General features: G+C 71.7%; 27 protein-coding genes. 20 read left to right on the forward strand and 7 right to left on the reverse strand.

Translation table 11 applies throughout. The annotated features are described in order from the left end of the window. Window positions 1-5 precede the first annotated feature (5 nt). On the reverse strand, window positions 6-782 hold the full coding sequence (locus P8A18_RS26275; protein WP_306058258.1) for a VOC family protein: 777 nt from the start codon (window positions 780-782) through the stop codon (window positions 6-8). A 230-nt stretch (window positions 783-1,012) separates the two neighbouring features. Between P8A18_RS26275 and P8A18_RS26280 the strand changes: the two genes are divergently transcribed. Then, a complete protein-coding gene (locus tag P8A18_RS26280) occupies window positions 1,013-1,843 on the forward strand; it encodes a sulfurtransferase (RefSeq protein ID WP_306058260.1) in 831 nt (276 codons plus the stop codon). A gap of 102 nt (window positions 1,844-1,945) precedes the next feature. On the opposite strand, the gene sepH is transcribed toward P8A18_RS26280, so the two are convergent. Then, window positions 1,946-3,004: a septation protein SepH gene (gene sepH / locus P8A18_RS26285; RefSeq protein WP_306058262.1), complete on the reverse strand. Its 1,059-nt coding sequence runs from the start codon at window positions 3,002-3,004 to the stop codon at window positions 1,946-1,948. 495 nt (window positions 3,005-3,499) lie between these two features. Here sepH and P8A18_RS26290 point away from each other — a divergent pair, with 495 nt between their 5' ends. After that, complete coding sequence (locus P8A18_RS26290; protein ID WP_306058265.1) at window positions 3,500-4,510, forward strand: hypothetical protein; 1,011 nt, start codon at window positions 3,500-3,502, stop codon at window positions 4,508-4,510. Between the two features lie 15 nt (window positions 4,511-4,525). On the opposite strand, the gene P8A18_RS26295 is transcribed toward P8A18_RS26290, so the two are convergent. After that, window positions 4,526-5,848: a D-arabinono-1,4-lactone oxidase gene (locus P8A18_RS26295; protein ID WP_306058267.1), complete on the reverse strand. Its 1,323-nt coding sequence runs from the start codon at window positions 5,846-5,848 to the stop codon at window positions 4,526-4,528. Between the two features lie 208 nt (window positions 5,849-6,056). Between P8A18_RS26295 and P8A18_RS26300 the strand changes: the two genes are divergently transcribed. Together P8A18_RS26300 and P8A18_RS26305 are read left to right on the forward strand one after the other, a co-directional pair. Further along, window positions 6,057-7,184: a ferrochelatase gene (locus tag P8A18_RS26300; RefSeq protein WP_306058269.1), complete on the forward strand. Its 1,128-nt coding sequence runs from the start codon at window positions 6,057-6,059 to the stop codon at window positions 7,182-7,184. A 45-nt stretch (window positions 7,185-7,229) separates the two neighbouring features. Beyond that, window positions 7,230-8,054 carry an inositol monophosphatase family protein gene (locus tag P8A18_RS26305; protein ID WP_306058272.1) on the forward strand — a complete coding sequence of 275 codons (825 nt, stop codon included), beginning with the start codon at window positions 7,230-7,232 and terminating at the stop codon, window positions 8,052-8,054. Between the two features lie 105 nt (window positions 8,055-8,159). On the opposite strand, the gene P8A18_RS26310 is transcribed toward P8A18_RS26305, so the two are convergent. Then, on the reverse strand, window positions 8,160-8,336 hold the full coding sequence (locus tag P8A18_RS26310; protein WP_306058274.1) for a hypothetical protein: 177 nt from the start codon (window positions 8,334-8,336) through the stop codon (window positions 8,160-8,162). 381 nt (window positions 8,337-8,717) lie between these two features. Between P8A18_RS26310 and P8A18_RS26315 the strand changes: the two genes are divergently transcribed. The 4 genes from P8A18_RS26315 to P8A18_RS26330 all read left to right on the forward strand — a co-directional run bounded on the left by P8A18_RS26315 (window position 8,718) and on the right by P8A18_RS26330 (window position 12,282). Continuing rightward, window positions 8,718-9,371, forward strand: a complete 654-nt coding sequence (locus P8A18_RS26315) for a response regulator transcription factor (protein WP_306058276.1) — start codon at window positions 8,718-8,720, stop codon at window positions 9,369-9,371. 5 nt (window positions 9,372-9,376) lie between these two features. Further along, window positions 9,377-10,612, forward strand: coding sequence for a sensor histidine kinase (locus P8A18_RS26320; protein ID WP_306058278.1), 1,236 nt, complete (start codon window positions 9,377-9,379; stop codon window positions 10,610-10,612). A 406-nt stretch (window positions 10,613-11,018) separates the two neighbouring features. Further along, complete coding sequence (locus P8A18_RS26325; protein WP_003965732.1) at window positions 11,019-11,315, forward strand: DUF4193 domain-containing protein; 297 nt, start codon at window positions 11,019-11,021, stop codon at window positions 11,313-11,315. Window positions 11,316-11,328: 13 nt separating this feature from the next. After that, window positions 11,329-12,282: a hypothetical protein gene (locus P8A18_RS26330; RefSeq protein WP_306058313.1), complete on the forward strand. Its 954-nt coding sequence runs from the start codon at window positions 11,329-11,331 to the stop codon at window positions 12,280-12,282. Window positions 12,283-12,288: 6 nt separating this feature from the next. Here P8A18_RS26330 and P8A18_RS26335 read toward each other — a convergent pair whose 3' ends face one another. After that, window positions 12,289-12,747: a DUF3093 domain-containing protein gene (locus P8A18_RS26335; protein ID WP_018551465.1), complete on the reverse strand. Its 459-nt coding sequence runs from the start codon at window positions 12,745-12,747 to the stop codon at window positions 12,289-12,291. A 58-nt stretch (window positions 12,748-12,805) separates the two neighbouring features. Between P8A18_RS26335 and P8A18_RS26340 the strand changes: the two genes are divergently transcribed. The 12 genes from P8A18_RS26340 (at window position 12,806) to P8A18_RS26395 (ending at window position 25,100) form a co-directional block, all read left to right on the forward strand. Continuing rightward, the gene (locus P8A18_RS26340) at window positions 12,806-13,390 is read left to right on the forward strand and encodes a PaaI family thioesterase (RefSeq protein WP_026249571.1); all 585 of its coding nucleotides are present in this window, start codon (window positions 12,806-12,808) and stop codon (window positions 13,388-13,390) included. Then, a complete protein-coding gene (dut, locus tag P8A18_RS26345) occupies window positions 13,390-13,923 on the forward strand; it encodes a dUTP diphosphatase (RefSeq protein ID WP_018551463.1) in 534 nt (177 codons plus the stop codon). The genes P8A18_RS26340 and dut overlap by 1 nt, the downstream gene beginning before the upstream one ends. A gap of 1 nt (window position 13,924) precedes the next feature. Continuing rightward, window positions 13,925-14,689, forward strand: coding sequence for a DUF3710 domain-containing protein (locus P8A18_RS26350; RefSeq protein WP_306058315.1), 765 nt, complete (start codon window positions 13,925-13,927; stop codon window positions 14,687-14,689). A 304-nt stretch (window positions 14,690-14,993) separates the two neighbouring features. Then, window positions 14,994-15,083: a K(+)-transporting ATPase subunit F gene (gene kdpF, locus P8A18_RS26355; RefSeq protein ID WP_018520580.1), complete on the forward strand. Its 90-nt coding sequence runs from the start codon at window positions 14,994-14,996 to the stop codon at window positions 15,081-15,083. 7 nt (window positions 15,084-15,090) lie between these two features. Next, window positions 15,091-16,755 carry a potassium-transporting ATPase subunit KdpA gene (kdpA, locus tag P8A18_RS26360; RefSeq protein ID WP_306058317.1) on the forward strand — a complete coding sequence of 555 codons (1,665 nt, stop codon included), beginning with the start codon at window positions 15,091-15,093 and terminating at the stop codon, window positions 16,753-16,755. Further along, window positions 16,752-18,836, forward strand: coding sequence for a potassium-transporting ATPase subunit KdpB (gene kdpB, locus P8A18_RS26365; RefSeq protein ID WP_371933716.1), 2,085 nt, complete (start codon window positions 16,752-16,754; stop codon window positions 18,834-18,836). The genes kdpA and kdpB overlap by 4 nt, the downstream gene beginning before the upstream one ends. A 6-nt stretch (window positions 18,837-18,842) precedes the next feature. After that, window positions 18,843-19,520, forward strand: a complete 678-nt coding sequence (locus P8A18_RS26370) for a potassium-transporting ATPase subunit C (RefSeq protein WP_306058320.1) — start codon at window positions 18,843-18,845, stop codon at window positions 19,518-19,520. Window positions 19,521-19,632: 112 nt separating this feature from the next. Then, window positions 19,633-20,367 (forward strand): ABC transporter ATP-binding protein, encoded by a 735-nt coding sequence (locus P8A18_RS26375; RefSeq protein ID WP_306058322.1) that lies wholly within the window; start codon window positions 19,633-19,635, stop codon window positions 20,365-20,367. A 165-nt stretch (window positions 20,368-20,532) separates the two neighbouring features. Beyond that, window positions 20,533-23,145 carry a sensor histidine kinase gene (locus tag P8A18_RS26380; protein WP_306058323.1) on the forward strand — a complete coding sequence of 871 codons (2,613 nt, stop codon included), beginning with the start codon at window positions 20,533-20,535 and terminating at the stop codon, window positions 23,143-23,145. Next, on the forward strand, window positions 23,142-23,834 hold the full coding sequence (locus P8A18_RS26385) for a response regulator (protein WP_306058325.1): 693 nt from the start codon (window positions 23,142-23,144) through the stop codon (window positions 23,832-23,834). Before P8A18_RS26380 ends, P8A18_RS26385 begins: the two co-directional genes overlap by 4 nt. A gap of 87 nt (window positions 23,835-23,921) precedes the next feature. Then, on the forward strand, window positions 23,922-24,338 hold the full coding sequence (locus P8A18_RS26390) for an OB-fold nucleic acid binding domain-containing protein (protein ID WP_306058327.1): 417 nt from the start codon (window positions 23,922-23,924) through the stop codon (window positions 24,336-24,338). Window positions 24,339-24,341: 3 nt separating this feature from the next. Continuing rightward, window positions 24,342-25,100, forward strand: a complete 759-nt coding sequence (locus tag P8A18_RS26395; protein ID WP_018551453.1) for a DUF3159 domain-containing protein — start codon at window positions 24,342-24,344, stop codon at window positions 25,098-25,100. 61 nt (window positions 25,101-25,161) lie between these two features. On the opposite strand, the gene P8A18_RS26400 is transcribed toward P8A18_RS26395, so the two are convergent. Beyond that, the gene (locus tag P8A18_RS26400) at window positions 25,162-25,839 is read right to left on the reverse strand and encodes a potassium channel family protein (protein ID WP_018551452.1); all 678 of its coding nucleotides are present in this window, start codon (window positions 25,837-25,839) and stop codon (window positions 25,162-25,164) included. Further along, complete coding sequence (locus P8A18_RS26405) at window positions 25,839-26,507, reverse strand: potassium channel family protein (RefSeq protein ID WP_018551451.1); 669 nt, start codon at window positions 26,505-26,507, stop codon at window positions 25,839-25,841. Before P8A18_RS26405 ends, P8A18_RS26400 begins: the two co-directional genes overlap by 1 nt. Window positions 26,508-26,786: the final 279 nt, after the last annotated feature.

Genomic DNA, 26,786 nt, shown 5'->3' on the forward strand with positions numbered 1-26,786 from the left:
CGCCGTCAGCTCTCCGCCGACCGCTGGATCGTGAACACCGCGCCCTCCGGGTCCGCGACCGTCGCCACTCTCCCGCTCGGACTCTCGCGCGGAGGGCTCAGGACCTGCCCGCCGAGCTCCGCCACCTGATGGGCGGCGGCGTCGGTGTCGGCGACTTCGAAGTACGTCATCCAGTGCGGGCCCCGGTCGCGCAGCAGCGCGTGACCGACTCCGTGCAGCGAGGCCACCGGACGGCCTTCGATGTGCAGGGTCTGATAGTCGAAGTCGGCCGAGACGACGGCCTTGGACTCGTAGCCGAAGACCGCCTGGTAGAACTTGGCGACCGAGGAGGTCTCCCGGGTCACCAGTTCGTTCCAGACGGGGGTGCCGGGCGCCCCGGCCAGCGAGGTGCCCAGATGCGCGGCCGCCTGCCAGATCCCGAAGACGGCGCCGCTCGGGTCGGACGCGATGGCCATCCGGCCCGCCTCACCCGCGTCCAGCGGCCCGACGCCGACCGTGCCGCCGCAGGCGCGGATCGACTCGGCCGTCAGATCGGCGTCGTCGGTGGCCAGATAGGTCGTCCAGGCGATCGGGAGGTGCCGGTCGGGCGGCAGCCGGCCGATGCCCGCGACCTCCTTTCCGTCGATCAGCGCCCGCACGTACGGGCCGAGCTGCTCGGGGCCGGGGCCGAACTCCCAGCCGAACAGCTCGGCGTAGAAGTTCTGGGTCGTGCGCAGGCCGTGCACGATCAGGCTCACCCAGCAAGGTGTTCCGGGTGTACGCCGAGCGGCAGCCTCGGTCATCGTCACTCTCCTCGGACCATCGTGGTGGCCGTACGGGGGAACGGGGCGGCCGCGCCGTGGTGCGGTGCGGGTCGTGTACGCCCCGTGCAGATGTTGGCACCACCGGGCGCGGGATGCGCTCCGGCCGCGCCGTCTTTTCCGGGATCTCGGTGCAGGTGGCCCGGTTTGTTGGGGTATGACGGCTCGGCCGTTGTTCCGGGCGGCCGGGCGCCTGCGTGAGGATGGCACGCATGAAGCCCATCATCTCCGCATCCGAATGTGTGAGCGAACTGGCGGGGCCACGTCCGCCGGTGCTCCTGGACGTACGTTGGCAGCTCGGCGGGCCGCACGGCCGGTCCGACTACGAGGCGGCGCACATCCCCGGCGCGGTCTTCGTCGACCTCGACACGGAGCTCGCCGCTCCGCCGGGGGACGGCGGCCGCCACCCGCTGCCCGAGCCTGCGGACTTCGGCGCCGTGATGCGCCGCGCCGGGGTCAGCGAGAACACTCCGGTCGTCGTCTACGACGGCGGACAGGGCTGGGCGGCGGCCCGTGCCTGGTGGCTGCTGCGCTGGGCGGGGCACCGCGACGTGCGGGTGCTGGACGGAGGTCTCGCCGCCTGGACGGGGGAGTTGTCGAAGGAGACGCCCCACCCCGTGGAGGGCGACTTCGTGCCGGTGCCGGGGGCGCTGGCACTGCTCGACGCGGACGGCGCCGCCGCTCTGGCCCGCTCGGGCCTGCTGCTCGACGCGCGGGCGGCCGAGCGCTACCGGGGCGATGTGGAGCCCATCGACCGGGTCGGCGGGCACATCCCGGGCGCGGTCTCGGCCCCGACCGGGGAGAACGTGGACGCGGACGGGCGCTTTCTGAGCCCCGAGCGCCTGGCCGCCCGGTTCGCCGGGCTGGGCGCCGGTGACGGCACCACCGAGGTCGGCGTCTACTGCGGCTCGGGTGTCTCCGCGGCCCAGCAGGTGCTGGCGCTGGAGCTCGCCGGGCACCGGGCCGCGCTCTACGCGGGCTCCTGGTCGCAGTGGTCCGGAGACGAATCGCGCCCCGTCGCGACCGGGCCCGACCCCCAGTAACGGGACCTCGCCGCAGAACCGGCGCGGCCGGTTGTGCCGGTACGGCGCACGGGGGCCCTTTCGTAACCGCGCGAGGGCCCCCGTCATGCTGTCCGGACCTTCTCAGTCCTGCTTCTTGCGGCGTGTGCCGAAGACGATCTCGTCCCAGCTCGGCACCGCTGCCCGGCGCCCGGGGCGGACCCCGTCCGCCTCCGCCTGCCGGTCCGTCGTCCCGGTCAGCCGGTCGCGGTGGCCGGCGACCGCGCGCGGCATCAGGACGTCCGCGTACGCGGAGCCCGCGCCCGCCGATGCGGCCGGCGGCTCCTCGGCCTCCGGCTCGTGCACGGCCGGCTCGATGGCCGGGGGCTCGGGCGGCGACGGCCGCTCCGGCACGACCATGTCACCGCGGAAGCTCGGGACCGCCTCCAGCAGGCTGGTGAGCGAATCGCGCTCGCTCGCCGTCACCCCGCCGATGCGCTCCTCGGGCTCCGGGGGAGGCGGCGGGGCCGGGCGCTCGATCTGCCGGTCCAGCGCGCGGTCCAGTGGCCGGTCGCGCGGCAGCCGGGCGATCCGGGGGACGAACGGGAAGCTGGGCTCGGGAGCCGCGACCTCGTCCGTCTCGCCGATCAGCGAACGCGCCTCGTCGTCGACGGCCTGGACCAGCCGGCGCGGCGGGTCGTACGTCCAGCTCGCCGAGTGCGGCTCACCGGCGACCCGGTACACCAGGAGGACCTCCCAGGTGCCGTCGTCGCGGCGCCACGAGTCCCACTGGACGGTTTCCTTGTCGGCGCCGCGCAGCAGCAGCCGCTCCTGCACCGCCTCGCCGAGCTGGGGGCCGGTGTTCTCGCCGGGACGGCGCACAGGAGTCTTCCGGGCCCGCTCGGCCATGAAGGCGCGCTCCGCGAGCACGGGGCCCTCGAAGCGGCGGACACGGTCGACGGGGATCCCGGCGAACTGGGCGACCTCCTCCGCGGAGGCGCCGGCTCGTATCCGGGCCTGGATGTCGCGGGGGCGGAGGTGGCTCTCCACCTCGATCTCGATCTGGCCGAGCCGCGCGCGGTCGTTGCGCACGGCGGCTCGCAGCCGCTCGTCGATCGGAAGCGTGTACTCCGTGCTGTCCGCAGCCTTGAGCACCAGTCGTGTGCCGTCGTTGGAGACGGCCACGACACGCAGTTCGGGCATGGGGACCTCCCGGGTGGTGCCTGCCGACGTCACGTGCGTCGCTGCTTCCGCTAGTCGAGTGTGGCCTGCCCGGGTGCAGCCTGCCACAACATTGCCGTGTTGCCCGGCGTGTCGGGCGTGAGCCCGTGCTCGCCGGTATGACACGGTAGCCCGTGCGCAACGCAAAGTGACCGATGGTCACTCCGTGTAGCAGGCCGCCGTGTGATGCCGTGCGCCGCCGGATCGAGTGCCTCCTTCGGCCCCCTCCCGAAGGTTCCGGACACCCACGCGGGAGTCCGGCCCCAGGGCTCGCCACAGTACTCCATTCGGGCCATGTGGGTGGACCGCCGCGCCGTCGAAGTTCTCGTCAGGTGCGGGAGTTGACCTACCCCTCCGAACGCCGATCGCCCCTGATCCGTGTCGTGCTTCACACAATCCATGCAACCGGAACTTTCGGCTTCGCTCGCATGTCCCTAGTTGGTGCATGGTGGGAGAGATGTCAATCAAGGGCTGGAAATGGTGCAGAAGCCGGAAAGTGACATAGAACCCAAGGAGAGGCGGATCGATCTGAGCCTGCCCCAGGTCGCGGGCAGTGCGGTCGCGGCGGTGGCGGCGGCCGTGGCGGCTTCCCAGCTGGGCGTGTACGGAACCATCGCGGGGGCCGGAGTCATGAGCATCGTGGCCACCTGCGGCGGCTCGGTGTTCCAGCACTTCTTCCGCCGTACGGGTGAGCAGATACGTGAGGTCACCGTTCAGGTGACGCACCCGGGCCGTGAGGTGACGGTCCACACCCGGCGGACGACCGTACGGCAGCAGGCCCCGGCCGGCGGCGAGGCGCCCGCGGACGAGACCGTCCTGCTGGGAGCGGTGGACGACGCCACCACGGTCCTGCGCCGCGTGGACGCCGACGAGACGACCGTGCTGCGGCGCGTCGAGGGGACCACCGCCCTCCCCGCGCCGGACGCCACCACCGTCCTGCGTCAGGTGCCGGACGCTCCCGGGGCCGACGACGCGTTCTCGCAGGCGACCACGCACGGCACCCGGGTGCGCGGCTGGAAGCGTTCGGCGATCGGCGCGGCGGCGGTGTTCGTGGTCTCGATGGCGGGCATCACCACGTTCGAGCTGATCTCCGGCAACGACCTGAGCGGCGGCCGGGGCACCACGGTCGGCTCCGTCGTACGCGGCGAGAACCACGCGGGACCGTCCACTCCGGCGCCCTCCGGCACCACGGACGACCCGGAGCACGGCGCCGGCCCCACGGACCCGGCCCGGGACGACAGCACGGCGACCCCCGGCACCGGCGGCCAGGACGACGAGCACGGCACCACCGGCCCGCGGCAGGACCGGGACGACGGCTCCACGCAGGGCCCGACGCCCACACCCACCCCGTCCGACCCGGCGGGCAGCGGCGTTCAGCCGTCGCCCACGCCCACCCCGGGCACCACGGACGACGGGCAGGACACCACGCCCGGCCCCGCGGCCACGGACGGCGCGCCCGCACCGGGCGGCACCGACGCGGGGGAGTGAGCCCCGGCCCGCCGGTCAGTCGCCCAGGACCCGGCGCAGGTAGTCGTTGCCGAACAGGCGGTCCGGGTCCAGCCGGTCCCGTACGGCCGTGAACTCGCCGAAGCGCGGATACACCCCCGAGAGGTACGCGGCGTCACGGGTGTTGATCTTCCCCCAGTGCGGGCGGCCGCCGTGCGCGGTCATGATCCGCTCGACCGCCGTGAAGTACGCCTGGTAGGGCGTGCCCCGGTACAGATGGACGGCGATGTACGCGGTCTCCCGGCCCGAGGCCGTGGAGAGCGCGATGTCGTCGGCCGGGGCGGTGCGCACCTCCACGGGGAAGCTGATCCGCAGCGGCGAGCGGTCGACCATCGCCCGGACCTCCCGCAGCGCCTCGACGGCGGCCTCACGGGGCAGCGCGTACTCCATCTCCACGAACCGCACCCGGCGCGGGCTGGTGAACACCTTGTACGGGATGTCGGTGTACGTACGCGCGGACAGGGCCCGGCTGGAGAGCTTGGCGATCGAGGGGATCGTGGCGGGCACCGCCCGGCCGAGCGAGCAGGCCACCTGGAAGACGCCGTTGGACAGCAGCTCGTCGTCGATCCAGCCGCTGAGTTTCCCGGGCGGGGCCGCCGGGCCCGCGCTCCGGTTGTTGCGCTTGGTGTTGCAGTTCCCGGTGTGCGGGAACCAGTAGAACTCGAAGTGCTCGTTCTCGGTCACCAACTGGTCGAATTCCGCCGTGACCTTGTCGAAGGTCATCGGTTCCTCGCGGGCGGTCAGCAGGAAGACCGGTTCCACGGCGAAGGTGATCGCCGTGATGACGCCCAGCGCGCCGAGCCCGATCCGGGCGACCGCGAACACGTCGGCGTTCTCGGTCTCCGAGCAGGCCAGCACCGTGCCGTCCGCGGTGACCAGCTCCAGGGCGCGTATCTGCGCCGATATGGACGCCGAGTCGCGGCCGGTGCCGTGCGTGCCGGTGGAGGTGGCCCCGGCCACCGTCTGCTCCATGATGTCGCCCATGTTGGTGAGCGAGAGGCCCTCGCGGGCCAGCGCGGCGTTGAGCCGCTTCAGCGGGGTTCCGGCCTCCACCGTCACCGTCATCGCCGTGCGGTCGATCGCGCGGATGCCCGTCAGCAGGTCGGGCCGGATCAGCAGCCCGTCGGTGGCCGCGGCCGCCGTGAAGGAGTGGCCGGTGCCGGCCGGCTTCACCCGCAGCCCGTCCTGGGACGCCCTGCGCAGCGCCTCGGCCAGTTCGTCCACGGACGCGGGGGACACGGTCCGTGCCGGGCGGGCGGTGACATTCCCCGCCCAGTTGCGCCACGGGCTCGTCGCCGTCCGTGCGTAGGTCTCGGTCATCTTCCCCGCGCCCTTCCCTAGGAACCGGCCCAGGGCCGGTGGTGCCCCCGGACGGAACGACGGGTTACCGGCCGGTTGGAGGGGGATCATACTCACGGCCCCCGCACACCCTTCCGGCAGCCGCCGCACGCCCGGCGGGGCCCGGCCGGGCGCCCCGGTCCGGATGTCGGTGGGACCGGCCCCCGGCACGGGTGGCAGGATCGATGTCATGTCCGATCTGCGCGATCCCGCCCCCTACGACGCCCTGCTGCTGCTCTCCTTCGGAGGCCCCGAAGGCCCGGACGACGTGGTCCCGTTCCTCGCGAACGTGACCCGCGGCCGGGGAATCCCCGAGGAGCGGCTCAAGGAGGTCGGCAAGCACTACTTCCTGTTCGGGGGCGTCAGTCCGATCAACGCCCAGAACAGGGCCCTGCTCGACGCGCTGCGCAAGGACTTCTCCGAGCACGGGCTCGGTCTGCCGGTCTACTGGGGCAACCGCAACTGGGCCCCCTACCTCACCGACACGCTGCGCGAGATGGTCACCGACGGCCACCGCCGCATCGCCGTCCTGGCGACCAGCGCCTACGCCTCCTACTCTGGCTGCCGGCAGTACCGCGAGAACCTCGCCGAGTCGCTGGCCGCCCTGGAGACCGAGGGTCTTCCCCTGCCGCGCGTGGACAAACTGCGGCACTACTTCAACCACCCCGGCTTCGTCGAGCCCATGGTGGAGGGCGTGCTCGCCTCGCTGGCGGACCTGCCCGACGACGTGCGTACGGGGGCGCACCTGGCCTTCACCACGCACTCCATCCCGCTCTCGGCCGCCGACACCTCGGGGCCCGTCGAGGCGCACGGCGACGGCGGCGCCTATGTCGCCGAGCACCTGGACGTCGCCCGCCTGATCGTCGACGCGGTGCGCGAGCGGACCGGTGTGGAGTACCCCTGGCGGCTCGTCTACCAGTCGCGCAGCGGCGCCCCGCACATCCCCTGGCTGGAACCCGACATCTGCGACCACCTCGAATCGCTCCACGGCGAGGGCGTCCCCGCCGTGGTGATGGCGCCCATCGGCTTCGTCTCGGACCACATGGAGGTCCTGTACGACCTCGACACCGAGGCCACCGCCAAGGCCGCCGAGCTGGGCCTGCCGGTCCGCCGGTCCGCGACGGTCGGCGCCGATCCGAGGTTCGCCGCGGCCGTGCGCGACCTCGTCCTCGAACGGGCCGCCACCGAGCGGGGCCGCCCGCCGCGGCGGTGCGCGCTCGGAACGCTCGGGGCGAGCCACGACCTGTGCCCGGTGGGCTGCTGCCCGGCCAGGGCGCCCAAGCCCGCCGCCGCGGGCGCCGACAGTCCGTACGCGTAGCACCCGCTCGACCGACCCCGCCCTTCTCACCCCTTTGGGAGCGCCGTGACCGACCCCGACGTGTCGCACACCCTGCTCGATCTCGCCCTGGAGGCCGCCGAGCTCGCCGGCCGGCTGCTGCGCGACGGGCGCCCCGCCCGGCTGGGCGTGGCCGCGACCAAGTCCAGCCCGGTGGACGTCGTCACCGAGATGGACATCGCCGCCGAGAAGCTGATCACCGGATTCCTGGCCGAGCGCCGCCCCTACGACGGCTTCCTCGGCGAGGAGGGCTCGACCTCCGAGGGCAGGAGTGGCGTGCGCTGGGTGATCGACCCGCTCGACGGCACGGTGAACTATCTCTACGGGCTGCCCACCTGGGCCGTCTCCATCGGCGTGGAACTGCACGGCGAGCGGGTCGCCGGGGTGGTGGCGGCCCCGATGCGCCAGGAGACGTACCACGCGGTCCTCGGCGGCGGCGCGTACGTCACCGGCGGCATCCACGGCGACACCCCCGTCCGGCTGCGCTGCCGCCCCGCCGCGCCGCTCGCCGAGGCCCTCGTGTCGACCGGCTTCAACTACGTCGCGGACGTCCGGGCGCACCAGGCCGAGGTGGCGCGCAAGCTGATCCCCGGGCTGCGGGACATCCGGCGCGGCGGCTCGGCCGCGATCGATCTCTGCGACGTGGCCGCCGGCCGGCTCGACGGCTACTACGAGCGCGGCCTGCACCCGTGGGACCTGGCCGCCGGCGACCTCATCGCCCGGGAGGCGGGCGCCCTGACCGGCGGACGTCCCGGCCGGCCCGGGGACGGGGAGCTGATGGTGGCCGCGTCCCCCGGCGTCTTCGAACCCCTCCAGACCCTCCTGGAGGAGCTCGGCGCCTGGCACGACTGACTGAGCCACGCCCGCCGGGAGGCCCTGGCCGCCTCCTGGCGGGGCCGGGCATGAAGAGAGCCCCGTGGCCGCCCTGCGGCGGTCCCGGGGCCCTCTCGCGACGGTTCAGGCGTTCGTCGCCGCGCTGATCTGAACACCGTGCTCGGCGGCGAGGCGATGAAGGTCGTCGAGTTCGCTCTGCTCGACGTCCGCGAGGAAATCGTCGCCCGTCTCGCGTGCTTTCGTGAGATCGGACTCGGTGGTCCTGATGCGTTGCAGCAGACCTGCGGTGAAAGCGTCCATGAAGCGCCCCCTCATCGTGGGTCGGTGGCACGGGGGTGTGCCCGGATTTCCCTCCGCCGAGGCGGTAGGGCGGGTGATCACGCACTCTCCGGGGACGGAGGGGCCTGTGGCACGCCACATAAAAGACGTGATCGCGGGGTGTGAATGCGTCCTCCCCCGCTCGAACCTCAGAGAAACCTCAACTGGCCCAAAAATCCCGTTGCTTCCTCGAAGCCGCAGGTCGGACCGCACCGTCTTACCGCCGGTTTATACGCGTTCCGGGCAGGATGGAGCCGCACGGGGTGTGCCGGGGCACGCCCGCGGCACCGGTGGCCGGTCCGTTCCGGACGCCGTGAGGCCCGTGGTGAAGACCGCTTGCGAAGTTCTAGGGAAGGAAGCGCCGTGCGCGTACTCGTCGTGGAGGACGAGCAGCTGCTCGCCGATGCGGTGGCCACCGGATTGCGCCGCGAGGCCATGGCCGTCGATGTCGTGTACGACGGTGCCGCGGCCCTGGAGCGCATCGAGGTGAACGACTACGACGTCGTGGTGCTGGACCGCGACCTCCCCGTGGTCCACGGCGACGACGTGTGCCGCCGGATCGTCGAGCTGGGCATGCCCACCCGGGTGCTCATGCTCACCGCCTCCGGGGACGTCAGCGACCGCGTGGAGGGGCTTGAGCTGGGCGCCGACGACTATCTGCCCAAGCCCTTCGCCTTCAGCGAGCTGACCGCCCGGGTCCGGGCGCTCGGCCGCCGTACGACCGTCGCCCTGCCGCCGGTCCTGGAGCGGGCCGGCATCAAGCTCGACCCCAACCGGCGCGAGGTGTTCCGGGGCGACCAGGAGGTCCAGCTCGCGCCGAAGGAGTTCGCCGTCCTGGAGGTCCTGATGCGCAGCGAGGGCGCGGTCGTCTCGGCCGAGCAGCTCCTGGAGAAGGCCTGGGACGAGAACACCGACCCGTTCACCAACGTCGTCCGGGTGACCGTCATGACCCTGCGCCGCAAACTCGGCGAGCCCCCGGTGATCGTCACCGTGCCCGGCTCCGGCTACCGGATCTGAGCCCGGTGCCCGCCGTACCGCCGCCCACGGCGGCGCCCCCCAAACCCACCTGGGAGCCCAAGCAGCAGGAGCCCGCCTACCCCTGGCTGCGCCCGACCATCCGGATACGGCTCACCCTGCTGTACGGCGGCATGTTCCTGATCGCGGGCATCCTGCTGCTGTCGATCATCTACATGCTGGCCGCCCAGGCCCTGCACGTGGGCAGCGAGCTGCCGTTCAAGATCGTCGACGGGTACGTGTCCAGTGATGTCTGCAACCTGCTGAAGGAGGGCAGCTCGCCCAGCGCGGTGAACGCGGCGATGAACTCCTGCGTCAACCACCAGCGCCAGCAGGCACTGGAGACGCTGCTCAACCGCTCGCTGCTGGCCCTGGTGGGCCTGAGCGTCATCGCCTTCGCCTTCGGTTACGGGATGGCCGGCCGGGTGCTCTCGCCGCTGGGCCGGATCACCCGCATCGCCCGCCGGGTGGCCGGAACGGACCTGTCCAGGCGGATCGAGCTGGACGGCCCGGACGACGAGCTGAAGGAGCTGTCCGACACCTTCGACGACATGCTGGACCGTCTGGAGCGGGCCTTCACCGCGCAGCAGCGGTTCGTCGGGAACGCCTCGCACGAGCTGCGCACCCCGCTGGCCATCAACCGCACGCTGCTGGAGGTCCACCTCTCCGACCCACAGGCACCTCCCGAGCTCCAGCAGCTGGGCAAGACCCTGCTGGCCACCAACGAGCGCAGCGAGCAGCTGGTCGAGGGTCTGCTGCTGCTCGCCCGCAGCGACAACCAGATCGTCGAGCGCAAACCCGTCGACCTCGCCGAGGTCGCCTCGCGCGCCGTCGACCAGGCGCGCGGGGAGGCCGAGGCCAAGGGCGTGGAGATGCATGTGACGCTGGCCCCGGCGGTCGTCCAGGGCAACGGCGTCCTGCTGGAGCGCATCGCGCTCAACCTCGTGCAGAACGCCGTGCGCTACAACGTGGCGGAGGACGGCTGGGTGGAGGTGAGCACGGAGCTTCTGCCGGGGCAGGCGGTGCTCGTCGTCTCGAACACCGGCCCCGTGGTGCCCGCCTACGAGATCGACAACCTCTTCGAGCCCTTCAGACGGCTGCGTACCGAGCGCACGGGCAGCGACAAGGGGGTCGGGCTCGGCCTGTCGATCGCGCGGTCCGTCGCGCGCGCCCACGGAGGCCGTATCATCGCCGAGCCCCGCGAAGGCGGTGGTCTTGTGATGCGTGTCTCACTGCCTGTGTGACGGGCGGAGCGAGGCGGTCCCGCACCGATTATTTTTTGTTCGCTTTGAGCGGAATTTTCGGGACCTGATCCCGGAAAGTCCATGTGTGATCGATCACAGAAGCGAATATCGCCCTGTCCACGTTCCGTGACCAGGGAACCCATCGGAAACCCGGCGAAACGCCGGGTTTCCGGGGGTCGTCATCACGGGAAGTACACGGGGTGGCGCCTGCGAAGGCCGCCGCCGGGACCGTGTACGGTCCCCAACGCCACCCAAGCTGATCACTCCGGAGCGGTCCTTTTGGGTGTCGATTGAGTAACAGACCTTGATGTGAGGCAAAATCTCCGCCTCAGGTCGGGCACAAGTCCGGCCTCTCACGCGTTACGTGCGCTGAGACACCCGCAGACACCCAGAGGGGGAGAGCGACATGGCAACGGATTACGACACCCCACGAAAGACCGACGACGACGTCGATCAGGACAGCCTTGAAGAGCTGAAGGCGCGGCGGAGCGACAAGACGGCGTCCGCCGTCGACGTCGACGAGTTCGACGCCGCAGAAGGACTGGAGCTGCCCGGCGCGGACCTGTCCAACGAGGAGCTGGCCGTACGGGTCCTGCCCAAGCAGGCCGATGAGTTCACCTGCATGAGCTGCTTCCTCGTCCACCACCGCAGTCAGCTGGCCCGCGAGAAGAACGGCCAGCCGATCTGCCGCGACTGCGACTGAGGTCCGGTCAGCCGTGGCAGGGGACACACCCTTCCGTAAGCGGCGCCCCTGGGGCAAGAAGTCGTCGGAGGCGCAACAGGGCGGTACAGGCCCGGCAGAAGGTGCGACAGCACCTGCCGAGCGGTCCGCCCTGCCACCCTCGCCGGACGGACAGGACGACGAGCGGGGCCTGGCGGCCTCGCTCGAAGCAGCGGAAGTAGCAGCCGAGGCAGTCCGCGAGGCTGCCGGAGTCGACACGGCCGATGGGGCCGAACAGGTCGACAGGACGGAGCCCGCGAACGGGGCAGGCCGTCTGAATTCAGTGAAACGGGGCGTACGCAAGGGCGGGGAGAGCGCCAGGGCGACGATCGGTCATATCGCGGACCTGATCATCGCCATCGCTCCCCGCGTCCCTGTGCGCGACCTCGCCACCCTGCGCGAACAGTTTCCCGGCCTCGGGCCGGAGGAGATCGCCGACCGCCTGGTCACCGGCGCGAGCCGCGCGACCGCCACCGTCGGCGCCGGAATCGGCGCGGCGGCCATGATGCCCGTACCCCCCGCCATGCTCGCCGAGCTGACCGCGGACCTCACCGGCGTCGCCGCGATCGAGCTGAAGCTCGTCGCCGAACTGCACGAGGTCTACGGCCTGCGGCCACCGGGCGGCGTCGGCCGGCGCTCCACCGCCTACCTCACCTCCTGGACGGAGGAACGCGGCATCGACGTCCTGCAGCCCGTCACGATCGACGCGGCGCTGGGCGGGCATATGAAGCGCGAGCTGCGCCGGCAGATCATGAAGCGCACGGTGCGCGACCTGCCGAACCTCATCCCGTTCCTGATCGGCGCCACGGTCGGCGCGGTGATGAACCGGCGCGACACCAGGAAGCTCGCCGGGCACATCAGGAAGGACCTGCGCAAGAAGCAGGTCCCCTGGGACCGCCTCCCCGAGCTGCCCCCGCTGGAACAGCCGCCGCCCGGCGAAAGGCCCTAGCCGGGACTACGCCGGGACCGCCGCGTTCAGCGCGGCCACCAGCGCCCGCGGGTCGCGGGTCGACAGATAGACGTACGGGGTCGGGTCCTCGGGGTCCGTGACCTCCACCCGCACCGCCGTCGGGATGTAGCTGCGCAGCAGCATGAAGGCACGGGTGTCCGCCTTGTACGTGCGCCAGGCCCGCGCCTCCTCGGCGTCCAGCGCCTCGGCCCGGCCGAGGGCCGACACCGGAATCCGCGCGTCCCCGGCGACGAGCGCACCCGCCACCACCCGGACGCGGGCGGAGCCGTACGAGCTCACCGCGACCGCCGACAGGACCGTGCCGCCCGCGAGACCGGCGAGCAGCGGCAGGGTGCCCAGCGGCAGCAGCATCAGCGCGCACGCGATGCCGATCAGGACGGCGATCAGCCACCACGAACGGGGAGCGGTGAGACGTTCGTCGAAGGGCGGTGTGGAAGGCTGCATGGCTCCAAGCTTGGCACGGCGCGACCGGCGGGTATCCGCGCGGGTAAGGTCTGCGCCTGTGAGTGGAACATCTGCGGCTCTGACGCCCCCGGCCGACGCGGTGAAACCGGTCCGGCACCCCGACGCCCCGGCCCCCGGCGAACTCCTCGGCGCGCACTACGAGCACTGCTTCGGCTGCGGCGGCGGGCAGCCGCACGGACTGCACCTCCAGGCGCGGGCCGGCGAGGGTGTCTGCGTGACCGCCGAGTTCACCGTGAAGGCCGCCCACCAGGGCGCCCCCGGCCTGGCGCACGGCGGTGTGCTGGCCACCGCGCTGGACGAGACGCTCGGCTCGCTGAACTGGCTGCTGCGGGCGATCGCGGTGACCGGACGGCTGGAGACCGACTTCGTCCGCCCCGTCCCCGTCGACACCGTGCTGTTCCTCGACGCCGAGATCACCGCCGTGCACGGCCGCAAGATCTACTCCCGGGCGACCGGCCGGATCGGGGGCCCGGACGGGCCCGTGGCGGTACGCGCCGATGCCCTGTTCATCGAGGTCAAGGTCGACCACTTCATCGAGAACGGCCGGCCGGCCGAGATCCGGGCGGCGATGGCCGACCCCGACCAGGTCAAGCGGGCCCGTGCCTTCGAGGTGAACCCCTGATGCGCCACCCTGTCGACGTGCTGATCCGCCGGGTCGACCCGGACGTTCCCCTTCCGGCCTACGGGCACCCCGGAGACGCCGGGGCCGACCTCGTGACGACCGAGGCGGCCGAGCTGGCGCCGGGCGAGCGGGCCGTGCTGCCCACCGGGGTTTCGATCGCCCTGCCCGACGGGTACGCCGCGTTCGTGCACCCACGATCCGGCCTCGCCGCCCGCTGCGGAGTGGCCCTCGTGAATGCCCCGGGGACGGTCGATGCCGGGTACCGTGGAGAGATCAAGGTGATTGTCATCAATCTCGACCCGCGCGAGTCCGTGCGGTTCGAGCGGTTCGACCGGATTGCCCAACTGGTCGTGCAGCAGGTCGAGAAGGTGCGCTTCCACGAAGTGTCGGAGCTTCCCGGCTCGGCGCGGGCCGAAGGGGGCTTCGGGTCCACCGGCGGCCATGCCGCCGTTGATGTTGATGGCGTCCGGGGCGGGGTTCCCCAGGACGGGAACAGCTACGCTTCGGTCGAATCCGACCGGGAAGGACAGTGACGTGTTCGGACGTCGCAAGAACAGTGATGCCGCCGATGACACGGCGGACGAGGCGCGCGAGGCCGAGCAGGTCGTCGACGAGCAGGGTGACGCCGAGGGCGAATCGCGCCGGACGAACCTTCCGCCGGCGCCGCGCCCGGACGGCCCGTGGGACATCAGCGAGGTGTCCCAGCCCGGCGAGGGCCGGGTCGACCTGGGCGGCGTCTTCGTGCCCGGCGTCGAGGGCATGGAGCTGCGGGTAGAGGTCGCGGGCGACGCGATCGTCGCGGCCACCGTCGTGCTGCGCGACAGCGCGATCCAGCTCCAGGCCTTCGCAGCCCCCAAGAAGGAGGGCATCTGGGGCGAGGTCCGCGAGGAGATCGCCTCCGGCATCACCCAGCAGGGCGGCATCATCGACGAGGTCGAGGGCCCGCTGGGCTGGGAGCTGCGCGCGCAGGTCCCCGTACAGCTTCCCGACGGGACGAACGGCGTGCAGCTGGTGCGCTTCGTCGGCGTAGACGGCCCGCGCTGGTTCCTGCGCGGAGTGATCTCCGGCCAGGGCGCCGTGCAGCCGGAGGCCGCAGGTCTCCTGGAGACGGTCTTCCGGGACACCGTGGTCGTCCGCGGCGAGGGCCCGATGGCTCCCCGCGACCCGATCGTCCTCAAGCTCCCCAACGACGCCCAGATGGTCCCCGAGGGCGTCCAGCAGGAGGAGCAGGAGGGCTCGAAGTTCTCCGGTGGCATGGGCCAGCTCCAGCGCGGCCCCGAGATCACCGAGGTGCGCTGACCCGCACCCGCGGACACCGGCCGGTGGGCCGTACCCCTTCCCGGGGTGCGGCCCACCGGCTTTTGCGCGGCTCCGGCGTGTACAGGGCGCGTATCGGGGGCGTACAGGCGCCGTCAAAGCGGCGCCCCTTCGCGTAAGGAAGGCATCAACGCAGGTCACAGCGGTTCCGGCAGGCGGTTTGCTCAAGAGGTCCGATCCATCGACACCTCATCCAGGAGCACCCGATGGCCGATCTGGCCTTCGTCGTCACCACGATCGCTGTCTTCGCGCTGGTGGCACTCGTCGCCGGGGCGGTGGCGAAGCTGTGACCGCGGACAACGTGGCCGGCCTCGTCGTGGCCGCCGCCCTGCTGGGCTACCTCGTACTCGCCCTCCTCTTCCCGGAGAGGTTCTGAGCCCGACATGAGCCCCGTCCTCTCCGGCATACTCCAGCTCCTCGCGCTCGTCGTGGCGCTGGGACTGGCCCACCGCCCCCTCGGCGACCACATGGCCCGCGTCTACACCTCGCCCCGCCATCTGCGGGCCGAGAGGTGGATCTACCGGGCGATCGGCGCCGACCCCGGCGCACAGATGCGCCGGGCCGCCTATCTGCGAAGCGTCCTCGCGTTCTCCGCCGTCGGCGTCCTCCTCCTCTACCTGCTCCAGCGGCTCCAGGGCGTCCTGCCCGGCTCGCTCGGCTTCTCCTCGATCAGCCCGGACCAGGCGTTCAACACGGCCGCCTCGTTCGTCGCCAACACCAACTGGCAGTCGTACGCCGGTGAGCAGACCATGGGCCACGTCGTGCAGACCGGCGGCCTCGCGGTGCAGAACTTCGTCTCGGCCGCCGTCGGCATGGCCGTCGCGGTGGCCCTCGTACGAGGTTTCGCCGCCCACCGCACCGGGGAACTCGGCAACTTCTGGGCCGACCTGGTGCGCGGCACCGTGCGCATCCTGCTGCCCCTGTCGGTCGTCGGCGCACTCGTGCTGGTCGCCTGCGGGGCCGTGCAGAACTTCTCCGGCATCCATGAGGTCGGCCGGTTCACCGGCGGGCCGCAGCAGTGGAACGGCGGCGCGGTCGCCTCGCAGGAGGCGATCAAGGAGCTGGGCACCAACGGCGGCGGATACTTCAACGCCAACTCCGCCCACCCCTTCGAGAACCCCAACGGCCTGTCCAACCTCTTCGAGATCTTCCTGATCCTCGTCATCCCCTTCGCCCTGACCCGCACCTTCGGCCGCATGACGGGCTCGGTCCGGCAGGGATACGCGATCCTCGCGACGACCCTCGTCTTCTGGATCGGCTTCAGCGCGCTGATGATGTGGACCGAGTCCGCCCACCACGGGCCCGCCTTCGAGATCGCGGGAGGGGCGACGGAGGGCAAGGAGACCCGGTTCGGAGTCGGGGGCTCGTCCCTGTTCGCGGTGGCCACCACCCTCACCTCGACCGGGGCGGTGAACTCCTTCCACTCCTCGTTCACCGGCCTGGGCGGCGGCATCACCCTGCTCGGCATGCAGCTCGGCGAGATCGCGCCGGGCGGCGTCGGCTCCGGGCTCTACGGGATGCTGATCATGGCGGTCATCGCGGTGTTCGTCGCCGGTCTGATGGTCGGCCGCACCCCCGAATACCTGGGCAAGAAGATCGGCACCCGCGAGATCAAGCTCGCCGCCTGCTACCTCCTGGTCACCCCCGCCCTGGTGCTCGGCTTCACCGCCGTCGCCATCGCGCTGCCCACCCCGCCCGCGTCGATGACCAACACGGGCGCGCACGGCTTTTCCGAGATCCTCTACGCCTACACCTCCGGCGCCAACAACAACGGCTCGGCCTTCGCCGGGCTCAACGCGGACACTCCGTGGTTCAACACCACGATCGGGCTCGCGATGCTGCTGGGCCGGTTCCTGCCCATGGTCTTCGTCCTGGCGCTGGCCGGCTCGCTGGCCGAGCAGCGGCCCGTACCGGCCACCTCCGGCACCCTCGCCACGCACACACCGCTGTTCAGCGGGCTGCTGGCCGCCGTCGTCGTGGTCATCGCCGGCCTCACCTACTTCCCGGCCCTCGCCCTGGGCCCGCTCGCCGAGGGGCTGGCGTCATGACCACTCGTACGCGACAGGAGCGTCCCATGCCCACCACCGCGCCCCGGCGGCGCACCGGCGCCGGGCTGTTCTCCCCGAAGACCCTGGCCGCCGCGCTCCCCGTCGCCCTGCGCAAGCTCGACCCGCGGGTGATGGCCAGGACACCGGTCATGTTCGTGGTGCTGGCAGGTTCCGTACTCACCACCGTGCTCGCCGTGCGGGACCCGGGCGACTGGTTCGGCTGGGCGATCACCGGCTGGCTGTGGCTGACCACCGTCTTCGCCAACCTCGCGGAGGCGGTCGCCGAGGGCCGCGGCAAGGCCCAGGCCGACACGCTGCGCCGGGCGAAGACGGACACCGTCGCCCGGCGGCTGACCGGCGCGCGAGAGGAGCGGGTCGCGGGCACCGACCTGCGCGTCGGCGATCTCGTGGTCTGCGAGGCCGGCGACCTCGTCCCCGGCGACGGAGACGTCGTCGAAGGCGTGGCAGGCGTCGACGAGTCCGCGATCACGGGCGAATCTGCCCCCGTCATCCGAGAGTCGGGCGGCGACCGCAGCGCGGTCACCGGCGGTACGAAGGTGCTCTCCGACCGGATCGTCGTCCGGATCACCACCAAGCCCGGCGAGACCTTCATCGACCGGATGATCGCCCTGGTGGAGGGCGCAGCCCGGCAGAAGACGCCCAACGAGATCGCCCTGAACATCCTGCTGGCGTCCCTCACCGTCGTCTTCCTGCTCGCCGTCGTCACCCTCCAGCCCTTCGCCGTCCACGCGGGCGCCGAGCAGTCCATGATCGTGCTGACCGCCCTGCTGGTCTGCCTGATCCCGACCACCATCGGCGCGCTGCTCTCCGCGATCGGCATCGCGGGCATGGACCGGCTCGTCCAGCGCAACGTCCTCGCCATGTCCGGGCGGGCCGTCGAGGCCGCCGGTGACGTCTCGACGCTGCTGCTCGACAAGACCGGCACCATCACTCTCGGCAACCGCCGCGCCACCGAACTGCTGCCCCTGCCCGGGGTCACCGGGGCCGAGCTCGCGGACGCCGCCCAGCTCGCCTCGCTGGCCGACGAGACACCCGAGGGCCGCTCCGTGGTCGTCCTCGCCACGGAGCGGTACGGGCTGCGCGAACGCCACGCGCGGGAGCTGTCCGGTGCCACCTGGGTCGCCTTCACCGCCCGCACCCGGATGTCGGGCGTGGACACCGAAGGGCGCGCGGTCCGCAAGGGCGCCGCCGGATCGGTGCTCGCCTGGGTGGGGGAACGCGGCGGCAGCGTCCCGGACGAGGCCCGCGCGCTCACCGACCGCATCGCCGGCGCGGGCGGCACCCCGCTGCTGGTGGCCGTGGACGACGGGAGCGGGGCGCGGGTCCTGGGCGTCGTCCACCTCAAGGACGTCGTCAAGGAGGGCATGCCCGAGCGGTTCGCCGAACTGCGCCGGATGGGCATCCGTACGGTCATGATCACCGGCGACAACCCGCTGACCGCGAAGGCCATCGCCCAGGAGGCGGGCGTGGACGACTTCCTCGCCGAGGCCACGCCCGAGGACAAGATGGCCCTCATCAAGCGGGAGCAGGCGGGCGGCGGGCTCGTCGCGATGACCGGCGACGGCACCAACGACGCCCCGGCGCTCGCCCAGGCCGACGTCGGCGTGGCCATGAACACCGGGACCTCGGCCGCCAAGGAGGCCGGGAACATGGTGGACCTGGACTCCGACCCGACGAAGCTGATCGAGATCGTGGAGATCGGCAAGCAGTTGCTGATCACCCGCGGGGCGCTGACCACGTTCTCGCTGGCCAACGACGTCGCCAAGTACTTCGCGATCATCCCCGCGATGTTCGCCGCGGTCCACCCGGGCCTGGACACGCTCAACATCATGGACCTGTCGTCGCCCAGGTCTGCGATCCTCGCCGCCGTGATCTTCAACGCGCTGATCATCGTCGCGCTGGTCCCGCTCGCCCTCAGGGGCGTCCGCTACCGGCCGGGCGGCGCCGCGTCCATGCTCCGGCGCAACCTCGCCGTCTACGGCATCGGCGGACTGATCGCCCCGTTCGCCGGCATCAAGCTCATCGACCTGCTCCTCTCCCTCGTCCCCGGAATCGGCTGACCCGCCATGAACCAGTCCGTACGCAACCCCGCCCGGCAGCTCTGGGCCGCCCTGCGCGCCCTGCTCGTCCTCACCCTGGTGTGCGGCGTTATCTACCCGCTCGCCGTCACCGGCATCGCCCAGGCGTTCATGCCCGGCCGCGCCAACGGCTCCGAGATCACCGCCGGCGGCGAGGTGGTGGGCTCCGCCCTCATCGGCCAGCGCTACGACCTGCCCCTCAAGAAGGGGCAGGAGGTCGCGGCCCCCGACCTCAGGTGGTTCCAGCCGCGCCCCTCCGAGGGGCTCGGCACCAACAGCCTCAACACCCGTTACACGCTGCTCGTCTCCGGCGCGAGCAACCTCTCCGGCGACAACGCGGACCTCATCGAGCGGGTCACCGCCGCCAAGGCCGCCGTCGTCAGGGACAACTCCGTCCCCGGCCATCCGGTCGACCCCGCCCGGGTTCCCGCCGACGCCGTCACCTCGTCCGGCTCCGGACTGGACCCCGACATCTCCCCGGCGTACGCGCACCTCCAGGTCCGCCGTGTCGCGGCCCGCAACCACCTCGCGGCCGACCGGGTCGCCGAGCTGGTCGAGCAGCACACCGACGGGCGCGTCCTCGGCTTCATCGGGGAACCCCGCGTCAATGTCCTCGGACTCAACCTCGCGCTGCGGCGGCTGATGGGCGGTGCCGGGACGCGCTGACGGATACGCCGTGCCCGGGTCCGGCCGCCGCGGCCGTACCCGGGCATTGCCCGGTCCCGTGCCACCTGCACATACTGGCGGCCGACAGACCGAGGACCCACGGGGGAGCGCCATGACCGAGAACACCGCCGACACGAACACCGGCGGGCAGGGCGGCACGGCCGTCGCGGACGGCCCCATGGTCCGCATCGAGGACCTGCACCGCTCCTACGGCTCGGGCGCCGGAGCCGTACACGCGCTGCGTGGCGTCTCCTTCGACGTGCCGCGCGGCGAACTCGTCGCTCTCAAGGGACGCTCCGGTTCCGGCAAGACGACCCTGCTCAACCTCGTCGGCGGCCTCGACAGCCCCGACGGCGGCCGGATCACCGTCGACGGCACCGACCTCTCCTCGCTCGGCGAGAACGGCCTGCTGGAGCTGCGCCGCGACCGCGTCGGCTTCATCTTCCAGTCGTTCGGCCTGATCCCGATCCTGACGGCGGCGGAGAACGTCGGCGTGCCGATGCGGCTGCGCAAGGCCGACCCGAAGGAGCGCGAGGAACGGGTGTCGCTGCTGCTGTCCCTGGTGGGGCTCGCCGACCACGCCGCCCAGCGCCCCGGCGAGCTCTCCGGCGGCCAGCAGCAGCGGGTGGCCATCGCCCGCGCGCTGGCCAACCGGCCCGCCCTGCTGATCGCCGACGAGCCGACCGGACAGCTCGACGCGGAGACCGGCCTCGCGGTGATGGAGCTGCTGCGGGCCGTCGTCCACAGCGAGGGCGTCACCGCACTCGTCGCCACCCACGACGCCCAGCTGCTCGGACTGGCCGACCGGGTGCTGGAGCTCAGCGACGGGCACATCATCGAGCACTGACGTGCGGGCACTGACGTGGGAGCGGTGACAGCCGGGGCGCCGTATCAGGGTTGCGTCAAATCACACCGCCTCCCCACCCCCCGCCCGATATGCCGGAAATTCACAGGGTAGTTTCGACAACGGGCTGTCACGGAGGCAGCCGCCGTTTCGGAAGACGATGGGGCCATGGGGCGCGGCAAACTTCGGATCTACCTCGGTGCGGCACCCGGCGTCGGCAAGACGTACGCGATGCTCGCCGAGGCGCACCGTCGTGTCGAACGGGGCACCGACTGCGTCATCGGCTTCGTCGAGCACCACGGCCGCCCGCGCACCGAGACCATGCTGACCGGCCTCGAAGAGGTCCCGCGCCGCGAGATCGAGCACCGCGCGGCCCTCTTCACCGAGATGGACGTCGACGCCGTCCTGGAACGCGGCCCGGCCGTCGCCCTGGTGGACGAGCTGGCCCACACCAACGTGCCCGGCTCCCGCAACGCCAAGCGCTGGCAGGACGTCGAGGAGCTGCTCCAGGCCGGCATCGACGTGGTCTCCACCGTCAACATCCAGCACCTGGAATCCCTCGGCGACGTGGTCGAGTCCATAACCGGCGTACGCCAGCGCGAGACCGTGCCCGACGAGGTGGTCCGCCGCGCCGACCAGCTGGAACTGGTCGACATGTCGCCCCAGGCCCTGCGCCGCCGCATGGCCCACGGCAACATCTACAAACCGGACCGGATCGACGCCTCCCTGTCCAACTACTTCCGCCCCGGCAACCTCACCGCCCTGCGCGAACTGGCCCTCCTCTGGGTCGCCGACCGGGTGGACGAATACCTCCAGCAGTACCGGGGCGAGCACAACATCCGCACCACCTGGCAGGCCCGCGAACGCATCGTCGTCGGCCTCACCGGAGGCCCCGAGGGCCGCACCCTCATCCGCCGCGCCTCCCGGATGGCGGCCAAGGGCTCGGGCAGCGAGATCCTCGCCGTCTACATCGCCCGCAGCGACGGACTGACCTCGGCCTCGCCCAAGGAACTGGCCGTCCAGCGGACCCTGGTCGAGGACCTGGGCGGCACCTTCCACCACGTCATCGGTGACGACATACCCTCCGCGCTCCTCGCGTTCGCCCGGGGCGTCAACGCCACACAGATCGTCCTCGGCTCCAGCCGCCGCAAGGCCTGGCAGTACATCTACGGACCCGGCGTCGGCGCCACCGTCGCCCGCGAGTCCGGCCCCGACCTCGACGTCCACATCGTCACCCACGACGAGGTCGCCAAGGGCCGGGGCCTGCCCATCGCCCGCGGCGCCCGGCTCGGCCGGGCCCGCATCATCTGGGGCTGGGGGGTCGGCGTCGGCGGTCCCGTCCTCCTCGCCGTGCTCCTCAAGGCCCTGGAGCCCGGCCCCGGGCTCGCCAACGACGTCCTGCTCTTCCTCTTCATGACCGTCGCCGCCGCCCTCATCGGCGGACTGCTGCCCGCCCTCGCGTCCGCCGCCGCCGGCTCCCTGCTGCTGAACTACTGGTTCACCCCGCCCACCCACACCCTCACCGTCCAGGACCCGGAGAACTTCGTCGCCATCGTGATCTTCTTCGCGGTGGCGGTCGCGGTGGCCTCCGTCGTGGACCTCGCGGCCCGCCGCACCCACCAGGCCGCCCGGCTGCGCGCGGAGTCCGAGATCCTGTCGTTCCTGGCCGGCAGCGTGCTGCGCGGCGAGACCACGCTGGCCGCGCTCCTGGACCGGGTCCGCGAGACCTTCGGCATGGGGTCCGTCGCCCTGCTGGAGCGGCAGAGCGACGTCGACCCGTGGACGTGCGCCGGGAGCGTGGGCCCGGCACCGGTCGCCCGCCCCGAGGACGCCGACGTGGATATGCCCGTCGGCGACCACATGGCCCTGGCCCTGTCCGGCCGCGTGCTGCCCGCCGAGGACCGCCGGGTGCTCGGCGCCTTCGCCGCCCAGGCCGCCGTCGTCCTGGACCGCCAGCGCCTGGTGGACGAGGCGGAGGAGGCCCGCAGGCTCGCCGAGGGCAACCGCATCAGGACCGCGCTGCTGGCCGCCGTCAGCCACGACCTGCGTACTCCGCTCGCCGCCATCAAGGCCGCCGTCAGCTCCCTGCGCTCCGACGACGTCGCCTGGTCCGACGACGACGAGGCCGAGTTCCTCGAAGGCATCGAGGCCGGTGCCGACCGCCTCGACCACCTCGTCGGCAACCTCCTCGACATGTCCCGCCTCCAGACCGGCACGGTCACCCCGCTGATCCGGGAGATCGACCTGGACGAGGTGGTGCCCATGGCCCTGGGCGGCGTCCCGGAGGACAGCGTCGACCTGGACATCCCCGAGACGCTGCCCATGGTCGCCGTCGACCCAGGGCTCCTGGAGCGGGCCGTCGCCAACGTCGTGGAGAACGCCGTCAAGTACAGCCCCGACGGCGACCGCGTCACCGTCGCCGCCAGCGCGCTCGGTACCCGCGTCGAACTCCGGGTCGCCGACCGCGGCCGCGGCGTCCCCGACGAGGGCAAGGAGCGCATCTTCGAACCCTTCCAGCGCTACGGCGACGCCCCGCGCGGCGCCGGAGTGGGCCTCGGCCTCGCGGTGGCCCGCGGATTCGCCGAGTCCATGGGCGGCACGCTCGACGCCGAGGACACCCCCGGCGGCGGCCTCACCATGGTCCTGACCCTCAAGGCGGCCCCGGGCCACGCCTCCGTTCCCCGCGCGGACGACGGGAAACTCCTGGACGACGGAAAGCTCCTGGACGACAGGGGACTCCCGACCGGCCCCACCCACAGCAGAAAGGCAGGACCGCGATGACCAGGGTGCTTGTGGTCGACGACGAGCCGCAGATCGTACGCGCCCTCGTGATCAACCTGAAGGCGCGCAGATACGAGGTGGACGCCGCGCCCGACGGGGCGACCGCCCTCCAGCTCGCCGCCGCCCGCCACCCCGACGTCGTCGTCCTGGACCTCGGGCTGCCCGACATGGACGGCGTCGACGTGATCAGGGGCCTGCGCGGCTGGACCAGGGTGCCGATCCTGGTGCTCTCGGCCCGCCACACCTCCGACGAGAAGGTCGAGGCGCTGGACGCGGGGGCGGACGACTACGTGACCAAGCCGTTCGGCATGGACGAGCTGCTGGCCCGGCTGCGGGCGGCGGTGCGCCGCGCCGAGCCCGTGAGCCAGGCCGGCGCCGACGAGGCCGAGATCGTGGAGACCGAGGGCTTCACCGTCGACCTCGCCGCCAAGAAGGTCCACCGCGGGGGGCGCGACGTACGGCTCACACCCACCGAGTGGCACCTGCTGGAGGTCCTGGTCCGCAACGGCGGCCGGCTCGTCAGCCAGCGCAGGCTGCTCCAGGAGGTCTGGGGACCGTCGTACGGCACCGAGACCAACTACCTGCGCGTCTACATGGCCCAGCTGAGGCGCAAACTGGAGGCCGACCCCTCCCACCCCCGCCACTTCGTCACCGAACCCGGCATGGGTTACCGCTTCGAACGCTCCTGAACCCGGCGACCGGGCGCATTCACGCCCCCCGTTCGAGTGAGACGGCGACCACCCGCGACGACCTCGCGGGACCGGTACCCTTCGGGTATGAGTGCTGTTCCTCGATTCGAGAAGCCCCACAAGGCCGACCGGCCTTCCGGGCGCTTCCGGCGGATGCTCGACCGCCTTGCCAGCTCCCAGGAGGACCTGGAGTGCGAGGAGCTGGAGGAGGACGCGCAGGCGTCGGGGTGCACCCGGATCTCCGAATGCACCGACCGCCAGATCGTGAAGGTCACTGGTACCTTGCGGACGGTGACCCTGCGGCCGCGCGCCGGAGTGCCCGCCCTGGAGGCGGAGATCTTCGACGGCACCGCACCGCTCGACGTGGTCTGGCTCGGCCGCCGCTCCATCGTGGGCATAGAACCGGGCCGCAAGCTCATCGCCTCCGGCCGGATCGCGATGAGCCACGGGCGCAGGGTGCTGTTCAACCCCAAATACGAACTCCGACCGCTCGGCAAGGAGTAGCCGGTGACGTCTCTCGACAAGCCGACGTCCGACACGGACCGCACCACCGACCAGCAGGAGGCCGATGCCAGGGCGGTGACCGAGGCAGCGCTCTTCGAGGCCTTCGGTGGCGTGCGGGGCATGGTGGAGACCGTCCTGCCCGGACTGCTCTTCGTCACGATCTTCACCATCGACAAGAACCTGACCAACTCGGCCATCGCGGCCGTCGCGGTGTCGCTGGCGCTCGTGGCCGTCCGGCTGATCCGCAAGGACACCGTCAAGCACGCCTTCAGCGGTGTCTTCGGGGTGGCCTTCGGCGTGGTCTTCGCCAAGATGACGGGCAACGCCAAGGACTTCTACCTCCCGGGCATGCTCTACACCCTGGGCCTCGCCCTGGCCTATCTGGTCAGCACGGTCGCCGGCCTCCCGCTGATCGGCCTCATCCTGGGCCCGGTCTTCAAGGAGAACCTCTCCTGGCGCACCCGTAACCCCGGCCGCAAGAAGGCCTACGCCAAGGCCAGCTACGCCTGGGGCCTGATCCTGCTCGCCAAGTGCGCGATCCTCTTCCCGCTGTACTGGTGGGCCGACACCACCCAGTTCGGCTGGGTGCTGGTCGCCCTGAAGATCCCGCCGTTCCTGCTGGCGGTCTACCTCACCTGGGTCTTCCTCGCCAAGGCTCCGCCGCCCATCGACGTCTTCGCCGAGATGGAGGCCGAGGAACAGGCCGAGAAGGCACGCAAGGAGGCGGCCGCCGCCGAAGCGGCCCGCGGCCAGGAGTTCTGAAACCACGCGAGAGGGCCTGTCACCAGGGGTGACAGGCCCTCTCGCGTGTGCCGCCGCTGTCCTACTTCCCAGGATCGCCCTGGCGCACCGACAGCAGATCCTCCAACTGCTCCTCGCGCGCCTGCGCGGCCACGAACAGCAGCTCGTCACCCGCCTCCAGGCTCTCCTCCGGGCTCGGCGTCAGCACCCGCTGCCCCCGGATGATCGTCACCAGCGAGGTGTCCTCCGGCCAGGCGACCTCCCCGACCTGCGTACCCGCCAGGGCCGACTCCGGCGGCAGCGTCAGCTCCACCAGGTTCGCGTCACCGTGGCTGAAGCGCAGCAGCCGGACCAGATCGCCGACACTCACCGCCTCCTCCACCAGCGCCGACATCAGGCGCGGCGTCGAGACCGCCACATCGACGCCCCACGACTCGTTGAACAGCCACTCGTTCTTCGGGTTGTTCACCCGGGCGACGACCCGCGGAACGCCGTACTCCGTCTTGGCGAGCAGCGAGACGACCAGGTTCACCTTGTCGTCGCCGGTCGCCGCGATCACGACGTTGCAGCGCTGCAACGCCGCCTCGTCCAGCGACGTGATCTCACAGGCATCCGCCAGCAGCCACTCGGCCATCGGCACCCGCTCCACCGAAATGGCGGTCGGCGCCTTGTCCACGAGCAGCACCTCGTGCCCGTTCTCCAGCAGCTCGCCCGCGATGGAACGGCCCACCGCACCGGCCCCGGCAATCGCGACACGCATCAGTGACCGCCCTCCTCAGGGCCCTCGGCGAACGCCGCCTCGACCTTCGCGATCTCGTCCGTACGCATCATCACGTGGACGAGGTCGCCCTCCTGGAGCACCGTCTGCGACGACGGCAGGATGGCCTCGCCCAACCGGGTGAGGAAGGCGACACGCACGCCCGTCTCCTCCTGCAACGTGCTGATCTTGTGGCCGATCCAGGACGGCGTGGTGTGGACCTCCGCGAGCTGCACACCACCGCTCGGATCCCGCCACAGCGGCTCCGCGCCCGAGGGCAGCAGCCGGCGCAGCATCTGGTCCGCCGTCCAGCGCACGGTGGCCACCGTGGGGATGCCCAGGCGCTGGTACACCTCGGCGCGCCGGGGGTCGTAGATCCTCGCCGCGACGTTGTCGATGCCGAACATCTCGCGCGCCACCCGGGCCGCGATGATGTTCGAGTTGTCGCCGCTGCTCACCGCGGCGAACGCCCCGGCCTCCTCGATCCCCGCCTCACGCAGGGTGTCCTGGTCGAAACCGACCCCCGTGACGCGACGTCCGCCGAACCCGGAGCCGAGGCGCCGGAACGCCGTGGGGTCCTGGTCGATGACGGCGACCGTGTGCCCCTGCTGCTCCAGGGTCTGCGCGAGAGCGGCTCCCACTCGCCCGCAGCCCATGATGACGATGTGCACCTTGCGCCTACCTCGCAGTCCTGGTCGTCCGGCTGACCTGCGAAAACACCCTGCTCACACTCTTTCCTCGGCTGGCCGGGCAAACAACGGGGCAACGGTGTTTCCCGTCGCCCGGATACGAGCTTATGCCGCGCCGGATACCTTGCCTCATCCGAGTGCGCGCAACGCGGTGCCGCGGGGCCACGGTGCCAGGATTCCGTTAAGGATTTCGCGTCGCTCCCGTCCGAGTGCAGGAGATTGGCGGGCCACGCCGGTCGTGCGGGGGCAGGCCCCATACAG

The organism is Streptomyces sp. Mut1 (assembly GCF_030719295.1).
In the GTDB taxonomy this organism is placed as follows: Bacteria; Actinomycetota; Actinomycetes; order Streptomycetales; family Streptomycetaceae; genus Streptomyces; species Streptomyces castrisilvae.

Coding starts and splice junctions, on each gene's coding strand:
- P8A18_RS26390 (WP_306058327.1), top strand. CDS start 23,922: ATGAGTGCTGTTCCTCGATTCGAGAAGCCCCACAAGGCCGACCGGCCT.
- P8A18_RS26375 (WP_306058322.1), top strand. CDS start 19,633: ATGACCGAGAACACCGCCGACACGAACACCGGCGGGCAGGGCGGCACG.
- P8A18_RS26275 (WP_306058258.1), bottom strand. CDS start 782: ATGACCGAGGCTGCCGCTCGGCGTACACCCGGAACACCTTGCTGGGTG.
- sepH (WP_306058262.1), bottom strand. CDS start 3,004: ATGCCCGAACTGCGTGTCGTGGCCGTCTCCAACGACGGCACACGACTG.
- kdpB (WP_371933716.1), top strand. CDS start 16,752: ATGACCACTCGTACGCGACAGGAGCGTCCCATGCCCACCACCGCGCCC.
- P8A18_RS26290 (WP_306058265.1), top strand. CDS start 3,500: ATGGTGCAGAAGCCGGAAAGTGACATAGAACCCAAGGAGAGGCGGATC.
- P8A18_RS26295 (WP_306058267.1), bottom strand. CDS start 5,848: ATGACCGAGACCTACGCACGGACGGCGACGAGCCCGTGGCGCAACTGG.
- P8A18_RS26310 (WP_306058274.1), bottom strand. CDS start 8,336: ATGGACGCTTTCACCGCAGGTCTGCTGCAACGCATCAGGACCACCGAG.
- dut (WP_018551463.1), top strand. CDS start 13,390: ATGCGCCACCCTGTCGACGTGCTGATCCGCCGGGTCGACCCGGACGTT.
- P8A18_RS26385 (WP_306058325.1), top strand. CDS start 23,142: ATGACCAGGGTGCTTGTGGTCGACGACGAGCCGCAGATCGTACGCGCC.
- P8A18_RS26280 (WP_306058260.1), top strand. CDS start 1,013: ATGAAGCCCATCATCTCCGCATCCGAATGTGTGAGCGAACTGGCGGGG.
- P8A18_RS26370 (WP_306058320.1), top strand. CDS start 18,843: ATGAACCAGTCCGTACGCAACCCCGCCCGGCAGCTCTGGGCCGCCCTG.
- P8A18_RS26325 (WP_003965732.1), top strand. CDS start 11,019: ATGGCAACGGATTACGACACCCCACGAAAGACCGACGACGACGTCGAT.
- P8A18_RS26300 (WP_306058269.1), top strand. CDS start 6,057: ATGTCCGATCTGCGCGATCCCGCCCCCTACGACGCCCTGCTGCTGCTC.
- P8A18_RS26335 (WP_018551465.1), bottom strand. CDS start 12,747: ATGCAGCCTTCCACACCGCCCTTCGACGAACGTCTCACCGCTCCCCGT.
- kdpA (WP_306058317.1), top strand. CDS start 15,091: ATGAGCCCCGTCCTCTCCGGCATACTCCAGCTCCTCGCGCTCGTCGTG.
- P8A18_RS26400 (WP_018551452.1), bottom strand. CDS start 25,839: ATGCGTGTCGCGATTGCCGGGGCCGGTGCGGTGGGCCGTTCCATCGCG.
- P8A18_RS26380 (WP_306058323.1), top strand. CDS start 20,533: ATGGGGCGCGGCAAACTTCGGATCTACCTCGGTGCGGCACCCGGCGTC.